The organism is Bacillus sp. LSHTCR4 (assembly GCF_057197025.1).
This window is the reverse complement of sequence record NZ_JBXUNO010000001.1, coordinates 13467-31270: the sequence shown is the minus strand read 5'-3', so window position 1 is coordinate 31270 and position 17804 is coordinate 13467. Positions and strand designations below refer to the sequence as shown.

15 protein-coding genes and 1 pseudogene are annotated in these 17804 nt (G+C 36.3%); 5 read left to right on the top strand and 11 right to left on the bottom strand.

The genetic code is table 11. From position 1 onward, the window contains the following. The 4 genes from AC2CGR_RS00125 to AC2CGR_RS00110 form a co-directional block, all read right to left on the bottom strand. Positions 1 to 794, bottom strand: a 794-nt coding sequence (locus AC2CGR_RS00125) for a hypothetical protein (protein WP_484480390.1), incomplete at its 3' end; no start/stop codon positions are given. A gap of 156 nt (positions 795 to 950) precedes the next feature. Continuing rightward, on the bottom strand, positions 951 to 1928 hold the full coding sequence (locus tag AC2CGR_RS00120; protein ID WP_270185453.1) for an ornithine cyclodeaminase family protein: 978 nt from the start codon (positions 1926 to 1928) through the stop codon (positions 951 to 953). Between the two features lie 20 nt (positions 1929 to 1948). After that, positions 1949 to 3001: a proline racemase family protein gene (locus AC2CGR_RS00115; protein ID WP_484480389.1), complete on the bottom strand. Its 1053-nt coding sequence runs from the start codon at positions 2999 to 3001 to the stop codon at positions 1949 to 1951. Between the two features lie 208 nt (positions 3002 to 3209). Beyond that, positions 3210 to 3671: a VOC family protein gene (locus AC2CGR_RS00110; protein ID WP_087963825.1), complete on the bottom strand. Its 462-nt coding sequence runs from the start codon at positions 3669 to 3671 to the stop codon at positions 3210 to 3212. A 122-nt stretch (positions 3672 to 3793) separates the two neighbouring features. Here AC2CGR_RS00110 and AC2CGR_RS00105 point away from each other — a divergent pair. Further along, positions 3794 to 3994, top strand: a pseudogene (locus tag AC2CGR_RS00105) (YflJ family protein); the annotation flags it as partial. Positions 3995 to 4177: 183 nt separating this feature from the next. On the opposite strand, the gene AC2CGR_RS00100 reads toward AC2CGR_RS00105, so the two are convergent. The 3 genes from AC2CGR_RS00100 to AC2CGR_RS00090 form a co-directional block, all read right to left on the bottom strand. Beyond that, the gene (locus tag AC2CGR_RS00100) at positions 4178 to 5131 is read right to left on the bottom strand and encodes a TRM11 family SAM-dependent methyltransferase (RefSeq protein WP_087963824.1); all 954 of its coding nucleotides are present in this window, start codon (positions 5129 to 5131) and stop codon (positions 4178 to 4180) included. 132 nt (positions 5132 to 5263) lie between these two features. After that, positions 5264 to 6853 (bottom strand): N-acetylmuramoyl-L-alanine amidase, encoded by a 1590-nt coding sequence (locus AC2CGR_RS00095; protein WP_270185457.1) that lies wholly within the window; start codon positions 6851 to 6853, stop codon positions 5264 to 5266. A 241-nt stretch (positions 6854 to 7094) separates the two neighbouring features. Then, on the bottom strand, positions 7095 to 8144 hold the full coding sequence (locus tag AC2CGR_RS00090; protein WP_270185458.1) for a M42 family metallopeptidase: 1050 nt from the start codon (positions 8142 to 8144) through the stop codon (positions 7095 to 7097). A 126-nt stretch (positions 8145 to 8270) separates the two neighbouring features. Between AC2CGR_RS00090 and AC2CGR_RS00085 the strand changes: the two genes are divergently transcribed. Further along, positions 8271 to 8450, top strand: a complete 180-nt coding sequence (locus AC2CGR_RS00085) for a hypothetical protein (protein WP_087963822.1) — start codon at positions 8271 to 8273, stop codon at positions 8448 to 8450. A gap of 21 nt (positions 8451 to 8471) precedes the next feature. Here the strand turns inward: AC2CGR_RS00085 and AC2CGR_RS00080 are convergent, their stop codons facing one another. From AC2CGR_RS00080 to AC2CGR_RS00070, 3 genes are all read right to left on the bottom strand, one after another. Further along, positions 8472 to 8798: a nucleoside triphosphate pyrophosphohydrolase gene (locus AC2CGR_RS00080; protein ID WP_001277353.1), complete on the bottom strand. Its 327-nt coding sequence runs from the start codon at positions 8796 to 8798 to the stop codon at positions 8472 to 8474. 17 nt (positions 8799 to 8815) lie between these two features. Beyond that, the gene (locus tag AC2CGR_RS00075; protein WP_087963821.1) at positions 8816 to 9136 is read right to left on the bottom strand and encodes a hypothetical protein; all 321 of its coding nucleotides are present in this window, start codon (positions 9134 to 9136) and stop codon (positions 8816 to 8818) included. A 101-nt stretch (positions 9137 to 9237) separates the two neighbouring features. After that, positions 9238 to 10026, bottom strand: a complete 789-nt coding sequence (locus AC2CGR_RS00070) for an enoyl-CoA hydratase (RefSeq protein WP_087963820.1) — start codon at positions 10024 to 10026, stop codon at positions 9238 to 9240. Positions 10027 to 10335: 309 nt separating this feature from the next. On the opposite strand from AC2CGR_RS00070, the gene AC2CGR_RS00065 reads away from it, so the two are divergent. The 3 genes from AC2CGR_RS00065 (at position 10336) to patB1 (ending at position 14598) form a co-directional block, all read left to right on the top strand. Further along, positions 10336 to 11715: an O-antigen ligase family protein gene (locus tag AC2CGR_RS00065; protein WP_033691807.1), complete on the top strand. Its 1380-nt coding sequence runs from the start codon at positions 10336 to 10338 to the stop codon at positions 11713 to 11715. A gap of 252 nt (positions 11716 to 11967) precedes the next feature. Further along, complete coding sequence (locus AC2CGR_RS00060; protein WP_087963818.1) at positions 11968 to 13383, top strand: MBOAT family O-acyltransferase; 1416 nt, start codon at positions 11968 to 11970, stop codon at positions 13381 to 13383. 24 nt (positions 13384 to 13407) lie between these two features. Next, positions 13408 to 14598, top strand: coding sequence for a secondary cell wall polysaccharide O-acetyltransferase PatB1 (gene patB1, locus AC2CGR_RS00055; protein WP_087963817.1), 1191 nt, complete (start codon positions 13408 to 13410; stop codon positions 14596 to 14598). Between the two features lie 92 nt (positions 14599 to 14690). On the opposite strand, the gene AC2CGR_RS00050 is transcribed toward patB1, so the two are convergent. Continuing rightward, positions 14691 to 17279, bottom strand: a complete 2589-nt coding sequence (locus AC2CGR_RS00050) for an S-layer homology domain-containing protein (protein ID WP_087963816.1) — start codon at positions 17277 to 17279, stop codon at positions 14691 to 14693. Positions 17280 to 17804 lie beyond the last annotated feature (525 nt).

The window sequence follows — 17804 nt, the reverse complement described above, 5'->3', positions numbered from 1 at the left end:
GGCGCTGTTCTTACATACCCCTTCACTGCTACCGTATCTGGATTCACTGGCTTCGCATCCGGACCATGATACGATAAATTATTCGTTACATCTCCGTCTGGCGCCGTTCTTACATGTGGTTGTACATGTTGTAAATTCGCCCCTTTGGTTATGTGAGCATCTGAAGAATGTACAACTGTTTCTCCCGTAACAGCGTGTCCATCCACTACTCCTGGTTCCGCAACATACACATCTCCACCCATATGCATTTTTAAAAACGGCAAAATGAATGAAATAATAATAAGAGGTACACTTCCCATAATACCAAGGGCCGTATAACTACTATAATTATGACCATATAACCAAATTAACGTTGTTCTTATACCGATAAATCCTAATGCTGAAACGATAATAGACTCCATTAATTTACTAAATGAAGAATCGTATACTAACGTACTAGTAGGATCGAAACTCATTCTAGTTAGTAAAATAGCCGCGATTCCATATATAAGTAACCCAGCTAAAAATGGCCTCCAATTTTTTATGACAAACTGAATTCTCATAAAAAAGAGAACGAGCATAACAATAAAAATAATGGGGGCTAAAAATGGAAGAATTACCGATATCAAACCTAAAATTATCATGAAAAATAGCATTTTTTTCAATAACTTAAATGATGTAATAATAAAAAATAAAAACAACCCGAAACCAAATAATCCTGGATGGATATACCCTAAAAATAGAGTGATAGGAAATAATATTATCGCTATTTTATGATGGGTGGTTTCCTTCTGACTCGCTATCCATTCCTCCATACTTTATTTTCCTTTCTTATCGTTTCCATAAACCGTTTTCATCATTATAAATTATATAATTATTTTTATAATTTATATATAAATATTTTAAAATAAGAAAAATTTCCCACTAACAATCAAATAACATCGCAAAAAGACCACCAAAAAGGCAGTCCCTCAAAACTCAATCCTATTCCCAACTCCACGCTCCACCGCTCTCTCATACAAATACTTCGCAACGATAATATCCACCACTGCCAAACCAACTGATTTGAAAACAGTAATCTCTTCATCACTTTCGCGGCCTGCTTTTTCCCCGCTTATAATTTGACCAAGTTCGGCATGGATGTCGCTAGCTTTGAATAAACCTTCCTGTATCGGAACTTGAAGGTCCCCTGTCTCTTCTAATGCTGCTTCTTTCGATTCGACTACTACTTTATTTGCATTAGCGATGGCGTGAGATGGTAGTTCTTGCATGTTCGGTTTGAATGAACCAACGGCGTTTATGTAGACGCCTTTTTGCAAGATTTCTGAGAAGACTGGTGTGGATGCGTTCGTAGTTGTGACGATGATATCTGCTTCGCTTATTGCTTCATTTGGATCTGTGTGAACGTAAGCAGGCTTATTGAATTTATCTTGTATATATCGCGCAAATGCATACGCTTTTTCTTCTGTTCGATTGTATAAAATGACCTTCTCGATATCTCTAACCGCGAATATAGCTTCGGCAATTCCCTTCGCTTGTTCTCCGGTCCCAATAATGCATAAAGTTTTTGCGTTATGACGAGCTAAATGTTTTGTCGCTACTCCGGATAAGGCGCCTGTTCGAATCATCGTTAAGTAGGATCCTTCTAAAAGTGCGAGCGGTTCTCCCGTTTGAAAGTCTGATAGCATCACAATCCCGTTTATCGTTTTCTTTCCTACCTTTTTATTCTGCGGGACGACTGTTACTACTTTTAAGCCAAGTGCTTCAAGTCCTTCCGCTACTGAAGGCATAATTAATGCGGTATTTTGTTCGCTTGCAAATGGTAATGAGCCACGTATTGGTGTAATCGTTCTTTCTGCAGAAAATTCTTGTAAAGCAAGCGCTGCGTATTCAATGACTTCGTTCATATTTACTAAGTTTCGTTGTTCGTTCGCGCTTATAACTAGCATATCTTTCCACCCCCCTCTTCTTATCCTAACAAAAATCCCCGATTCAAATCATCTCTCGGATCTACAACGAACTGATGAAATCCTGTAATAAATGCATTCCCTGTTACTTTCGGAACGACAGCTTCATATGTATGTACCGCTGTTACCGACAATACTTCTCCTTCGAATTTCCCGTCAGTAATGCATTCGTGGACGAAAATTTCTCCCTTTTGTAAAGCATCTTTTGCAAAAAGAGTTGCGATTCTTGCGGAAGTTCCTGTGCCGCAAGGAGAACGATCTACTTGCCCGTCAGCAAAAATCGTTACATTTCGTAACGTTGCGTCTTCCCCTTTCGGTTCATCTGAGAAAATAACACCGTATATTCCTTTTAAACCTTCTTCAAGCGGGTGCTTTACTTCCATTTGGCTCTCAATGTAATGCTTAATTTTACCGCCCCACGTTTGAATAGCAGGTAAGTCTTTGAAATCGACTTTCAAGCCAAATTCTTTACTATCTACAACAGCATAAAAAGCTCCACCAAACGCGATATCTACTTGAAACTCATAGTTATCTATTTTAATAGGAACGTCTTTTTTGTATACAAATGAAGGAACGTTTTCAAATGATACGGACTCTACTTCGCTCCCGTTATATTTTGCATACGCAATTACTTCCCCAGCAGGGCTATCAATAATGAACTTTTGTTTTTCACCTGTCACTTCAAACATACCTGTTTCAATTCCTACTGTAATAACAGCGATAATACCATGACCACACATCGTACTCCAACCTTCATTGTGCATAAATAACACACCAAAATCAGCGTGAGCACTTGCAGGCGGAGTAATAATACAACCGTACATCCCGTGATGCCCCCTCGGTTCATACATAAGAACCTCACGAAGATGATCCAAATGTTCCATGCAGTATGCACGTCTTTCTAACTGCGTTTCTCCTTTTATTTCTGGCACACCACCCGTAATAATTCGAAGCGGTTCCCCAGCTACGTGCGCATCAATTGTTGTATACACTTTACTAACCTTCATTTCTATCTCTCCCCTATATGTTGATACTATTTTTATTGCAAATATCATGCCAACGCGTAGGGTATAAATTTGTATACATTGTTTAAAAAAGCATACATTACTGTCTATTTTTTTATACAGTGGACAGTCGGTGAGTATTAACCCCGAATCAGTCCTGCACTCACAAAATCCCAAACAAAGAACCCCGAAAACTCAGGGTGTGATACTGTATAGACAAGCTTATCGTTCCTTTTAAAATAAGTTTCCAAAATCAAATTTATATTTCACTCGGCAATTTTTCCCACTCACTTAAATACATGACATCTTGTTTTACGTTTTTCTTTTCTGGAAGTAAACATAGAAATTCTAAAGAATTACCGTCTGGATCATAAAAATAAAGATTTGCAGTAGGTGTCCAGGTTTGGACCATAGGCTCGGAAGGTTCAAGACCAAAAGCGGCCCTTGGGTTTATTCCTTTATTAAGAAGCCATTCCCTTGCATGAATGATTTCTTCATAGTTAACCTTGAATGCAAAGTGACTTGTATGGAATGCTTCTTCTGATACCTCCCAAATACCCAGCATTTGTTCCCTCTCATGTTCTTTATCAAACCAAAAGAATGCTACACGTCGTTCTTCAATCGTACGAGCATGAAATAATCCAAGTTTAGTATAAAACTCTTTTGCGACTTCTAAATTTTTCGTTTTAACATGTGTTTCATATAAAGTACCTGGAAACAAAGCATATTCCTCCTTTATATTTTCAGAAATTCTTACTATAAAGCCTATTTTAATAAACTAAAAATAGAAGTGATATCCCATTCTCCTTACATGTTTTTTTAATTTTGTAACCCTAAAAAAGAAAATTCTCTCCCCCCACCACATATACTGTTCAAAAGCAAAAAGGAAGTGATCCAATGTATTACGGAACAAAAGGTTGGTACGTAGCCGAACTAAAAAAATTAGGCGTGCGCTATCATGAAGGACGAAAGCTAGAAAGTTACCGCGGACACGTCTTGCGCAATTTACTACTTGCACAACAAGAGAAATTAAAAGAACAGTAATATTCTAATGTAACGATATCGGCGATTCTTAGAATATATCAGCGATTCCACACAATATATCGGCGATTCGACATGGAATATCGACTTACCGACAAATTCCGCCAAATCACTCCTCCATTCCACCAACCAATCACACATTCATACAAATAAAAAAAGGTCACCCAAACGGGTGACCTTCCTTTCTTATTCACAAACAAGAATTTGTCTAGTAAACGATCCTTTTCTTGTGATACAGCGATCTGTAATTTCAAATCCTGCTTCATGGATCATGTCGTCCATCGTTTCCATCGTGACAACGACTACCTTTTTAGCGATGCGGCGCGCGCTTGAAAGAATGGAGAGTTGATCTTCTGGTGTTGCGTGAGTGAATAAATCATACGGCATATCGATAATTGCAACGTCGTAGTTCTCAGTAATTTCCTCGATTGGACCTTTTGTTACTGTTCCTTCCAATCCGAAATGCGCGATATTTTTTCTCGTTCCAAGAACTACAAGTGGATTTATATCTCTACCAACGATGTTAATCCCCATAGAAAGTGCTTCTACTACTACTGTTCCAATGCCGCAGCATGGGTCAATTGCTCGTACTCCCTCTGGATTTGGCACCGCAATATTTGCAACCGATCTCGCAACGCGTGTGCTAAGAGATGTCGAATAGCTATGCGGTTTTTTTATGTGGTGATACCAAACTGGTTCACTTTCTACATAGTGCCCGAAGTACCAGCGTCCTCCAAGAGGAACAATCCCGAATACACGCTCTGGATTACGAACATCCGCTTCCCCTTCAATATGCATGCCGAGGTCTCGCTCTATCAGACGTCTTTCTCCATATTCAATTTTATTCTCTCCAACAAGGTCATTAATTTTAACGAAGATAACTTTGAACGTCGCCCCCGCCAAATCAATTTGTTCTACTTGTTTCAAAATACTTTCTAAGTCGTCCCCTTCATACATAACCTCAACGCGCTCTTTCATAAACGCACTTCTACTCGGGTCAATTTTGACATCACTTTTTAAAATATTAACGTGAGACTCCATTCCAAAGAACGAGCGCATTTCCAAGTAACATAAAGCACGCTCCTCCTCGCGAAATGCATACGTATATATACATGCAGGTGTTTTACTATGATTATTCAATCTATTATCATCCTCTATATCGTTATAATTACAATACTTTTTCGTATAAAATTAAATGATATCACATGCCTGAAATAAAGAGAAACGTTAATAAATAAAAGAGACTGCCAATTGGCAATCTCTTTTTATTTATTAACGGAAAGAAGATACGTTATTACCTTTTGCTTCGTAATAATCTAAAATACCTTGATAAATCGCTTCTGCTGCAGCTTGTCTCTGTTTTGGTGTAGCAATTTTATCTGCATCACTTTTATTATCTACAAATGCTAATTCTGTTAATACAGCTGGCATTGTATTTTCTCTAGTAACGTATAAGTCCTGATGTTTCACACCACGATCTTTTGTTCCAAGTGCCGCTACAAGACGGTCTTGAATTTTTTGTGCTAATAACTTACTGTCTTCTACATGCGGATTCGTTACTTTTGCTCTTGCTGACTGATAATATAATGTTTCTGTACCTTGTCCATTTTTATATTGAGAGCCATTAGCATGGATACTTACAAAAATATCTCCATTATGTTCCTGTGCAAACTCTACTCGTTTTTTCAATGAATCTGTCGAGTTTACTCCTGGACGTGTATTATCTGTACGAGTGAACATAACAGTAAATGGTGCTTTTTGCTCAAAGATTTTCTTTAATCGTAATGATACATCTAATACAGTTTCACTTTCTTTCTCATAATAACCAACATTACCTGAGTCCATTCCACCGTGACCTGGATCAATAATAATCGCTTTACCTTCTAAGAAGTTCTCTTGTTTTACTGGGTTTAATTGATTTTTATCAACCCACTGGAAACCAGCGCCTACGCGGATACGAATCCAGCTTCCACTCTCTTCCATAATCGTTACTGTTTGTGCATTATATGTACCTAGCACTTTAGAACTATGTGAAGCTAATTCATATGCAGTAAAGTCTTGGTTAATTGTTTCTGTTTTTTCGTTTAGAGGTGTCCACTTTTCACCTTTACTTGTTACAATTTTTAACCAGCCGTCTGCTCTTTGTTCTTTCACTTCAACCATTTGTGGCTTATGCTGAACGTCAGTAATACCAGATGATAATGATGGTTGATGATATGTAATAAAGTTTCTGTTCATATACATTCTTTTTGATGTATTTGTTTTATTTTGATCAGCCTTCGCAATGAACTGAGCTGCTTCTGCACGAGTTACAGTTCCTTCAGGATTCCAGCCATTTCCTGTACCATTAGAAATCTCTAAGGCTACTAAAATATTAGCTTGTTTCTTACCCCAATGAAGTTCCAAATCTTTAAACTGTGTTGGAAGTTCTCCAATAATTTTCTTTTCTAATGAGTATGCTTGTACTAACATAGATGCCATAGATGCACGGTTAATTTTGCTTGATGGATTAAATTTACCAGTACCATCTCCATTAATTACACCTGCTTTTTCCACTGCAGCAATGTACGGAGCTGCCCAATGATTTTGTGCATCTTTAAAAGATGGCTTTGCTTTTGGATCAATTGGTAAACCAAGAACGACTGCTAAGATCTTTGCAGCTGATCCTTTATCTACTGCTTCAGATGGAGAAAACGTTCCATCTGGCTTTCCAACAAGCGCTTTTTTTCCTACTAAATAATCAACTGATTCTTGCGCCCATGTAGGAACATCCGAAAACTTCTTCGCTGCTGCGAAACTACTTACTGGAGACGATAATAAACTTGCGGCTAAAATACCTGCCGCGACTGCACGATACTTCATAAAAAATAATACTCCTCTCGACAATCACCTTTTAATAACGCGTAATCTTAATATACAAATTCCGGAAAATACGAACAAAAAAAAATTAGTGCGCCTCTATTATTCTATAATACTCGAATTATGTAGTAAACCTACTTTCTTCATATTGTAAAACAAACTACAATTAATTTACTTTTGGTTAAATAAAATCGATTTCTCTACAAACAAAAAATAGGCTACTAGAGGTAGCCTATTTCTTTTCTTATTCTGCAATCATCTCTGATAATACATATGCATAAACAAGTGCTTCTGTATGAGCAATCGAACTTTCATGCGTACGCTCAAATGCATGAGAAGAATCAATACCTGCTCCAATTAATGCATGTTTCACATCAAATCCAGCGCGAATCGCAGCTGATGCATCCGATCCATAATACGGATAAATATCTACTTTATATTCAATATTGTTCATTTTCGCAAGCTCTACTAAATGTTTACGCAGTGCATAATGATACGGCCCACTAGAGTCTTTTGCACAAATAGATACTGTATACTCGTCAGATGCTTGTCCATCACCTAGCGCTCCCATATCAACCGCTAAATATTCAACCGTTTCTTCTGGAATGTTAGAGTTACCACCGTATCCAATCTCTTCATTGTTAGAGATTAAGAAATGAGTTGTATATGGTAATGTTACGTTTCCATCTTGTAATCTCTTAATTAATTTTAATAGAATTGCAACACTTACTTTGTCATCTAAATGACGTGATTTTATGTATCCACTCTCTGTAATTTGAACGCGTGGATCAAATGAAACGAAGTCTCCTACTTCAATCCCTAATTCACGTACTTCATCAGCTGAAAATACGCGCTCATCAATACGAACCTCGATATTTTTCTCATCACGTTTCGCTTCACCTGCATCTTTATATACATGCACAGATGTTTGATGCATTAAAATCGTTCCTGTATACGTCTTACCACTTGATGTTTCAATTTCACAATATTCTCCTTCTACAGAGTTCCAGCGAAATCCGCCAATCATAGAAAGACTCAGACGACCATCAGGCTTAATTTCTTTCACCATCGCACCTAACGTATCAACGTGTGCTGTTAATAAGCGGTGCTGTGCATCATTTTTCCCTTTTACCGTTAAAATAAGAGCACCTTTATTGTTACGCTTTGTTTCTACATTCCACTCACTTACATAGTTTTCAATAAAACGAATAATTTTCTCTGTATTTCCAGACGGACTTGGAATAGAGACAAGCTCCTTAATAAGTTCCATCGTTTCTTTCGCATGATGTGCCATTGTCGTTTCCTCCTCATTTCTTCTATTATTTAGTATACAAAATTTGCTAGAAAACCTCTACTCATATAGCTTAATTTTCTAAATTATAGTAAAATTCACTTTAGTATATAAAAGGAGTTATACATTATGAATATATCAAAAAAATATGTACACATTGCACTCATTTGGTTTTTAGCATCATTACTTTGTTTACAAGTTTCTTATGCAGTTCATACTACTACTTCTATTACAGTTGGCTGGGTATTAACAGCTATCTTCTTCATGATTAGCTTAATTGCAACAAAAAAGCATAGCGTTAATGCATAACGCTATGCTTGCCCTACAAATCTATTCTTCTGAAACATCCAACAAATAAATGCCTCTTTCAAACCCACCGCGCTCTATTTCTTTCTGCTTACGAAGACGTTCTACATCTTCAATTGTTGCACCTTCTGCACGCGCTAATGAGATGATTACTTCCAGTGCATCCGCAAGAGAATCAAGCGCATGTTCACGCTCTTTCATAGAAGCAAATTCACGAATTTCTTCTGTTCCAATTTTCGCTAAAGCTTGTATGTATGCTTGTCCTGTTAATTTTTGTGCTGTATATGTTTTTCCAGACATTAAAATCTTCTCTGGAACACGATCTCTTACTAACTTGTTATATGCTGACATCATTCATCCTCCTATGTTTAATAGCAGCCGAGCTCTGCCTTATAAAATAACCACTCTTTTTTCACACAAGCACTTAACATATCAATTCCTGATCCATGTGCCCTTACTGCCGGAAAGAAATAATGCTCTGGTTCTTCTTTCTTATCGCCATATAAGGTTTGGTACTCATCAGGAATCGCCTCTTTTTTCACATCCCGTTCTTTCTCCACTTCACCTGAGAAAGCAACAATTGGATGCCCTTCAAAAAATAGTGCAGTCCGTACCGCAAGAGATGGTGTACTATGCAAAGCATAATATGTAAGTAAAATAATAACGATAACACCAATCAATTTCTTCATATATTACTCCTAAAAAAAGTGCTAACACAATTATACTAAAATGTGTTAGCACTTTCTCCCCTTTATCCTAAATTAACCGGCAGTACAACTACCACTACACTTTATTCTCCTTTAAATGCAGGCAAACGTTTTTCTAAAAATGCAGCAATGCCTTCTTTATGATCTGCTGTTTGTCTCATCGCATATTGGCCGCGTTTTTCAAGCTGCAGCGTTTGTTCTAAATTGGAGCGGTTTACTTCACATAAAATTTGCTTCGTTTGAACCATCGCTTTGATCGGCTTTTGTGACCATTCACTAATTTTTTGCTTCACAGCCGTTTGGAAATCCTCTCCGATTACTTCATCAATTAAGCCGATTTCAAGCGCTTCTGTCGCTGATAATTTCTTTCCTTCCCAAATAATTTGCTTCGTCATATTTTCACCAACGCGCTTTTGAAGGAAGAAATGGCCGCCGCCATCTGGAATTAAAGCGATTCCAATAAAGTTCATCGCAATAATGGATGATATATCCGCCATCACATAGTCAGCTGTTAGCGCAATGCTTAATCCAAGACCAGCAGTTGGTCCATGAATCGCACTAATAACAAGCTTCGGCATCGTATATAAAGTCACAACGACTTCAGAAATAGTATTCATAATACCATCAAACTTGCTTTCATCATTACTTGAAAGCATCGATTTAATATCTCCACCCGCAGAAAAACCACGGCCGTTCCCGCATAACACAACAATGTGTGCAGAACTCTCTGCTACTTCTTTCAGTTTTTGTAATAGCTCTTTTAATGTTGGCTCATCTAATGCATTTAACACCTCTGGGCGATTGACCATAACCGTTGCAACGTGCCCTTCATATTTCACAATGACAGATTCTGTTTTACTTGTTACTTCCATTATATATACCCCTCTTTTCTACACAAAGATTATACTTATATAATTATAGAAAAGGGGTGAAAAATCCTTCTTTTTTCTTAATTTTCTGTCTAATAATCACGAAATTTGTATATCACCTTGTATAAAACATACAATTTCGTTGAAAAATATAGAAATTAAAGTCGGTTTCTCCCCTCTCTTCATCTATTTACCATTACAATGAAATGGTGTATTCTTAAGTCTGATATAAAAATCAAATATAGAAATTCATTCCCCTTCCTATTATATAGAGGGGTGCTGAAATAAAGGAATGAAGAAATGGAGGAACATATGGTTACTAAGTTAAAACAGACGGATAACTACTTCCCGCATTTCCTACTGCTATTCATCGTGTTTCAACCAATTTTAGATTTATTAACGTCTTTTTCAATCTATGTATTACACATGAGCGCAACAGTCGGAATCGTAGTCCGTTTCGCCTTTATGCTTCTTGCATTAGGTTATCTACTTCTTCATCATAAACAACAAGGCGCGAAGAAATATATTCTTTATTTATGTCTATTTGGCATCGTACTCGCAATCGGTCTTGTGAATAATTTAATGATCAAATCTCCAGTTTCATTTGGAGAAGAAGTGAAATTCATTATGAAAAGTGTATATCCAATTGTACTACTGTTTGGATATATTATCGCACTAAAAGAATTAAAAAATAACGAATTTGCGTTTCATAAAATTATTACGTATTTCTTATATGCAACGTTAATTTTAAGTATTTCGATTATCACAGCGATGGCAACTGGTACAGATTTCCCAAGTTATCCAAACTCAAAAATTGGTTCAAGAGGATGGTTCTTTGCCGGAAATGATTTAAGTTCCATTTTCGCAATTATGTTCCCAATCGTTGTCTTATACTCGGTCCATAAAACAACTTCTTTCTCAAAAGTGTATTACTGGATTCCAACTGTACTTGCGATGTATGCAAGCATTATGATCGGAACGAAAGTAGGCTATGGTGCTATCGTTATTACACTGGGCATCGCTCTTTTCTTCTTATTCATTGAATATATGATGCATCGTAAAAAAGAAGGAAAAGGATTCACATATCTTGTAAATACAATCGTTGCTGCTGTCGTATTAGGTGGTTTACTCGTTCTTACACCGCAAACCCCTATCGCAAAAAACATGAGTATCCACTTACAAATATATGAATACAAAAAATCAGTACAAGACGAAAAAGACCGAAAAGAAGGAAAAGTAGTTAAAGAAGAGGAACATAAGCAAGGTGAACTAACAGACTCTGAAATGAAAAGTTTAATTTACAGTGATCGTGACAAGTTTTTAAAAGTATATAAACAATACTATAAAGAAGCACCACTATCTCAAAAACTCTTCGGAATGGGCTACGCTGGTAACTATACGACGAAAATGAAGTTAGTCGAAATGGATTTCCACGACCTATTCTTTGCATTCGGAATTGTCGGTTTCCTTATGTACCTATTGCCGCTTCTTTATTTCGGTATAAAAATATTCATTCGCTTGATCACAAACTTCAAGAAACTATTTAGCGTAAAACATATGCTACTAGCTAGCACACTCGTCCTATCGCTCGGTATCGGCTTTATGTCTGGACACGTCTTAACAGCACCAGCCGTTAGTATTTTCTTTGTTGTGATACTTGCTTACTTAATTGTTGATTTAGAAATAGAATAGAAAGAAGCAGCATCTATTTGGATGCTGCTTCTTTCTATTCCAATCCTTTACCGCCTCTATATTCAACATAAAAAAACACTTAATTGCCCGCTTTTCTTACGTATGACATTAGAAACCGTTTATGCGGAATAATTATTTTAATCAAATTATTAACATGCTAAAATATTAAAGGCACTATTATAAAAAAGAATATATAATAGATATGTCGGTTTTTTTGTACGAAATGCATTTCGAAAAAGTGAGGAGAGTCCTTTGGTATTTAGTAGTTCGATTTTCTTATTTATCTTTTTACCTCTCGTATTATTTCTCTATTTTATAGTGCGTGCCGAGCTACGTAATTTCGTATTACTTGCATTTAGTTTAATTTTCTATGCATGGGGCGAACCGCGTTTCGTTCTTTTAATGCTCTTTTCCATCGTATTAAACTACTGCTTTGGCCTACTCGTGCATCATTATGATAAACGAAAAAATATGAAAGTCACATTTTTAATTATGGCTGTGGTAGGAAATATACTATTACTTTCTTATTTTAAGTATATTTCATTTTTCACAGACATTTTAAACAACGTATTGCACTTATCTATTCATGTGGAACCTATTCCACTACCAATTGGAATTTCATTTTATACATTCCAAGCGATGTCCTATGTCATCGATATATACCGTAAAGATGGGGATGTTCAAAAAAATCCACTTAACTTAGCGCTATATATATCTATTTTCCCTCAGCTTATTGCCGGACCGATTGTTCGTTACAATATCGTTGCTGAGCAAATTAAAACGCGCATCCATTCTTTTGAACGATTCACAGAAGGCATTCAAATTTTCGTTCTCGGACTAGCAAAAAAGATATTAATCGCTAACCAAGTTGGATTTGTTGCTGATAAAATCTTTGCCTTACCACCATCTGAAATGAGTGTTGGAACAGCATGGATCGGTATTATCGCCTATACCCTGCAAATTTATTTCGATTTCTCAGGATACTCTGATATGGCAATCGGACTTGGAAAAATGTTCGGATTTGATTTCCCGAAAAACTTCAACTACCCGTACATCTCTAAATCTATCTCAGAGTTTTGGAGAAGATGGCATATTACACTCGGCTCTTGGTTCCGCGATTACATATATATCCCGCTCGGCGGAAACCGCGTTTCAAAACTAGCGAATTATCGTAACCTCTTCATCGTGTGGGGCTTAACTGGTTTATGGCACGGGGCGAGCTGGACATTTATCGCCTGGGGCTTATATTACGGCTTTATTATTTCAATTGAAAAAGCTGGATTCGAAAAAATATTAAATAAACTATGGAAGCCGCTGCAACATGCATACGTATTACTAATCGTTATGATCGGTTGGGTCTTCTTCCGAGCTGACAATTTCGCTTACTCGTTCCAATATTTAAAAGCGATGTTCGGCATAGATGGGCAATCTTTCATCGATGACAATACAATGTTATACGTACATGAATACATTATCGTATTTCTCATTGCCTTTATCGCAGCGACACCAATTTTAAAACGAATGAAAAACATACTAGAACTTGCGCCAAAAACGTATATGTTCACAATACAATTTGTACGTCCTATATTATTACTAACATTATTTATGATTTCGGTTATGTACTTGATTAACTCAACATATAATCCATTTATTTATTTCAGGTTTTAACTGATGTAGGAAGGAAAAGTTATTATGAAAAAATTGGGGAACCTCATCCTGTTTATCGGTTTTCTCACCATTATCTTTTCATTTGGCATATTATCGTTACTCAAAACAGACCGAGATATTTCACCAGTTGAAAATCGGCCGCTCGCTCAAAAACCAGCACTTACGAAAGAAGCTCTCCTAACTGGTAGCTTCTTTAAAGATTTCGAAACATACACAAATGATCAACTAATCGGACGAGATGAGCTTATTAAAAACTATACAATTGCCCAAATTAATATGGGCAAATCTCTCATTAACGACATTATTTTAACTGATGATAAATGGCTCCTGAAAAACCCGGCGTGGACAAAAAAATACAATGAAATTGATCAATCCATGCCTGCTATAAACGATTTGTCTCAGTTTTTAAAAGAACAAAACGTTGAGTTTTACTTTGCTTTACCACCGTCAAAAACGAATGCGTTATCATTTAAATTACCTTCTCATATTCACACATATGCACAGGAAAATTTAAATTACTTTCTAAAGAAACTACCAGCTGACGTAAAGCCAATAAAACTTATGGAACACTTGAAAAAGAACTATACGAATGAAGAAATACAAGATATGTATTTCAAAACAGATCATCATTGGAATATGGACGGTGCCTTCTTAGGCTACCAATATATAATGAACACAATCGGGCAACAATCTTCTATATATAAAGGAAAAGAAATAAAAAAAGAAGACTACACTCGTACATGTGCGCAAAATAAACATTTAATCGGAAGCTTCAACAACCAGCTATACCAACTCATCGATGCCAATGGTGAAAAATTGTGCTACTACACACCGAAAGACGGTTTCAACTTCACAAGCGTAACCACAAAAGATGTGAAAGGTACTGTTCACCAAAACTTAGATGAAATATACGGCGTAGAAAAACAAAAAGATACTACATCATATGCAGGTTATTACACGGATGACTACCCAGAAATCGTCATCGAAAATAACAACGCACAAAATGAAGTACGCGCCTTAGTCCTAAAAGACTCATTCGCAAACGCAATCGTGCCACACTTAGCACAAAATTTCAAACACACATCTATCCTCGACCTGCGTCACTATCACGAAAAAGACGTATATCAATACATGAAAGACAACAATATTAACATGGTATTGTTCGTGTATAGTGATTCGAATTTGAGCGGGGATATGTTTAAGTTTAAGAAATAGAAAGAAGGCTCTTGTAAATGTACAAGAGCCTTCTTTCTATAAAAAAATCAGTGGGAATTCATCCCACTGATTTTTCTTTATCTATAATCGACTTATAGATTTGGGTTATTAAGAACATTCACGTGTACAGCTTGTGAACCGATTTCGCTTGTTAGAACATCTTTCTCACCTAATACTTTGAATACTAATGTACCTTTGTCAGTGTACTTAGTAGTTAAAGTATTGTAAATGTCTGGATTGAAGTTTGGAAGTACAGAATCACTTGTTTGAGAAACTGTTACATGACCAAGCTCTTGATCGAATAAATCGAAGTGAGCATTACCATTTGTATCAAGGTAAAGTTTACCTTGGTCGTCACCAGACTTCACAACGCGTACTTTATGTTGTGTTTCTTTCGTTAAGTTAATACCTTTTACGATATCATCAGAGTTACTCTTCTCAAGCTCTAATACAGTACCGATGTTAATTTTCTTCTCAACGAAGTTTTCTGTTTGAACTGGTTTGAAGTTTACAGATTTAATAGCGATTTTCTCTTGAACGATTTCAATTGTCGCTTTACCAGCAGTTGCACCATTTTTCGTTAAGTGGATATCAACTTTACCTGGTTTTAAGCCTTTAACAACAACTTTATTTCCAACAATCTTAGCTTCAGCTACAGCTGGATTTTTAGATTCAACTACATAACCTTCTAAGTTTTCAGGATCAGAGTATACGCGATCTGAAGTGTACTTAGATAATTGATATGCAACTGTGTTAGAAACATTTAGGTCAAGTTTTGTATCAGGTGACGCACCGTATTGACCTACTTTAGATACAAGTTCGAAGTTTTTAAATGCAACGTTACCTTCTGTTACGTTCACATATAATGAACCTAAAGTTTCACCGTTAGCATTTTGGAAGTGAACTGTTCCTTCGCCCACGTCATTACCTGTAATACCAATTGTTTTTGTACCGATTGAACCAGAGTCAGTCGTTACTACATCTAATCCACCTTCTGCAACTACACCTGTTTTCGGAAGAACTTCTTTAATTGCAGTTGTGTTAGCACCAAATGGATCGCCATATTGGTCAGTAGTTACAAATGTAACAGGTAATGTTTTGTTTTGAACAACTTGTAATTTATCTGGGTTAGCTTTTACTGATACTAATTTACGAGAATCAGTCGTTACTTTAAATTTAACATCTTTTGTAACGTCGCCTACTTTAATAGTAAGTGTAGCTTCACCAGCAGCTTCAGCTGTAATGTAGTTGTTTACTACAGAGATAATACCGTGATTTGAAGATTTAATGCTAATTGAGTTTGGATCAACTACTTTATCTTCTCCAGCAATTGTAGCAACTACATTGTGGATTTGTGCTTTTTCACCAACTACTAACGTTTGGCTGTTTAGCTTAAAGTCTTTTCCAGTTAATTTATTACCATATACTACACCGTTTTTATCTGCATCTACCGCAAATACAGTATTTTTAATTGCAGAAGCTGGTGTATCAAGGTTTTTCACTGTAATAATACCAGTGTTAGAAACTGTTAAACCACCACGTTTTGTAACTTGTACTTCTACTTTATAGTCACCGTGTGAAAGGCCAACACCAAGTTTACCTGTAGAAGAAGTTGCCTCTCCATTCTCAAAGATGTACGCTGGTGAACCATCTAAATTATTTGCTACAAATTTGACGTCATGGTCTGCTAAGTTTAAGTATTCAACATCAGCGTTACCTTTTTCGTCGTTTAATTTGAAGGCAACTGCTTGCCCAGCACGATCATCATCAAATGTAAGTTTTTCTACTGCTAATTTTTTCACTTCGTATACGAATTTCGTTACGAATGATTGATTTTTTACTTTTACAGTAAGATTTTTATTTGGAGCAACTTTACCACCAAGTGTTACAACTGCAGAAGTACCATCAGCACTTGCTTCGATTGCAACAGCTTTATCTCCTTCAAGAGTTACATCATCAGCAGCAAGTTTGTCTAAGCCAGTACCTGTTAATGTTAATTTCGTTGGTTCAGAAACTTTCACATCAGTTACATTCGCTTGTGCATTATCTTTTTTGCCATATTTTTTATCTGCTACTGCGATAAATTTAGCTGCTTCTGCACGAGATACAGATTTATTTGGCTCCCACTTGTTTCCTCCTGTTCCTTCAGAAAGTCCAAGATGGATTAGGATGTTAGCTTTTTCTTCACCCCAGTGATCTAATAAATCTTCAAATTTTGTAACTAACTCGCCGTTAACTTTATCTTTTAAGTTATAAGCACCTACGATCATAGAAGCGAAAGAAGCACGGTCAATCTTTTTGTCTGGAGAGAAGTTTTCTTTTCCATCCCCTCTAACGACACCCGCTTTTTCAACCGCTGCAATGTATTTTGAAGCCCAATGATTTTTAGCATCTTTGAAAGATGGTTGTGCACCCTCTTCAACTTTTAATCCTAATGTAATTGCCATAATTTTCGCAGCAGAAGCACGATCGATGTCTTCAGCTGGAGCGTATGTACCATCTGGCTTACCTTCGATTGCACCTTTATCTACTAAGTAATTGATAGAATCTAATCCCCAATGACCAGCTGGAACGTCTGGGAACGATTTACCTGCTGCTGCTACTGGAGAAACAACACCCGCTACCATTGCTGCTGTCATTGTACCCGCGATTACTTTTTTGTAAGAGTTAGTCTTTGCCATTTTATAAATTTCCTCCTTCAGGAATATGCTACTAGTTTCATATCGTATTAAATTTGAAAACTAGCTAGATAGAAAAGCCATAAAACAATAAAAACATAAACAAAAATACTATAATGAGAGTAGTTCACATAACAAAATGATATAAACCACCAAATGTAAATATAAGGTTTATATACCATTTTTTGAAACAAGTTCATCATACTATACAAAAATGTTCGTTATCAAGAACTTTCTCAAAAGAAGATTCGACATATTCCGATAATTGAGTATTTAGTTGTATTATTCTAATATCATTAATACCCAAATATAGAAATGAACAAACTGTTTTCCCACTAAACCACTCTCACTGTGCTTCGTATATTTTCATATCGAATACACAATTGGAATTATAGCACATCTTTCCACTTCATCACTTAAATATTTTTTACAATAAACACAATTTTCAGACTACAATCGACTAAAATTATTATATTTCGACATTTTATTCTTCTTTTCGAACTTTTTTTTAACGGGAAAGAGCGTGAA

Coding starts and splice junctions, on each gene's coding strand:
- AC2CGR_RS00120 (WP_270185453.1), bottom strand. CDS start 1,928: ATGCTAGTTATAAGCGCGAACGAACAACGAAACTTAGTAAATATGAAC.
- AC2CGR_RS00085 (WP_087963822.1), top strand. CDS start 8,271: ATGAATATATCAAAAAAATATGTACACATTGCACTCATTTGGTTTTTA.
- AC2CGR_RS00075 (WP_087963821.1), bottom strand. CDS start 9,136: ATGAAGAAATTGATTGGTGTTATCGTTATTATTTTACTTACATATTAT.
- AC2CGR_RS00070 (WP_087963820.1), bottom strand. CDS start 10,026: ATGGAAGTAACAAGTAAAACAGAATCTGTCATTGTGAAATATGAAGGG.
- AC2CGR_RS00115 (WP_484480389.1), bottom strand. CDS start 3,001: ATGATATTTGCAATAAAAATAGTATCAACATATAGGGGAGAGATAGAA.
- AC2CGR_RS00050 (WP_087963816.1), bottom strand. CDS start 17,279: ATGGCAAAGACTAACTCTTACAAAAAAGTAATCGCGGGTACAATGACA.
- patB1 (WP_087963817.1), top strand. CDS start 13,408: ATGAAAAAATTGGGGAACCTCATCCTGTTTATCGGTTTTCTCACCATT.
- AC2CGR_RS00090 (WP_270185458.1), bottom strand. CDS start 8,144: ATGGCACATCATGCGAAAGAAACGATGGAACTTATTAAGGAGCTTGTC.
- AC2CGR_RS00095 (WP_270185457.1), bottom strand. CDS start 6,853: ATGAAGTATCGTGCAGTCGCGGCAGGTATTTTAGCCGCAAGTTTATTA.
- AC2CGR_RS00065 (WP_033691807.1), top strand. CDS start 10,336: ATGGTTACTAAGTTAAAACAGACGGATAACTACTTCCCGCATTTCCTA.
- AC2CGR_RS00080 (WP_001277353.1), bottom strand. CDS start 8,798: ATGTCAGCATATAACAAGTTAGTAAGAGATCGTGTTCCAGAGAAGATT.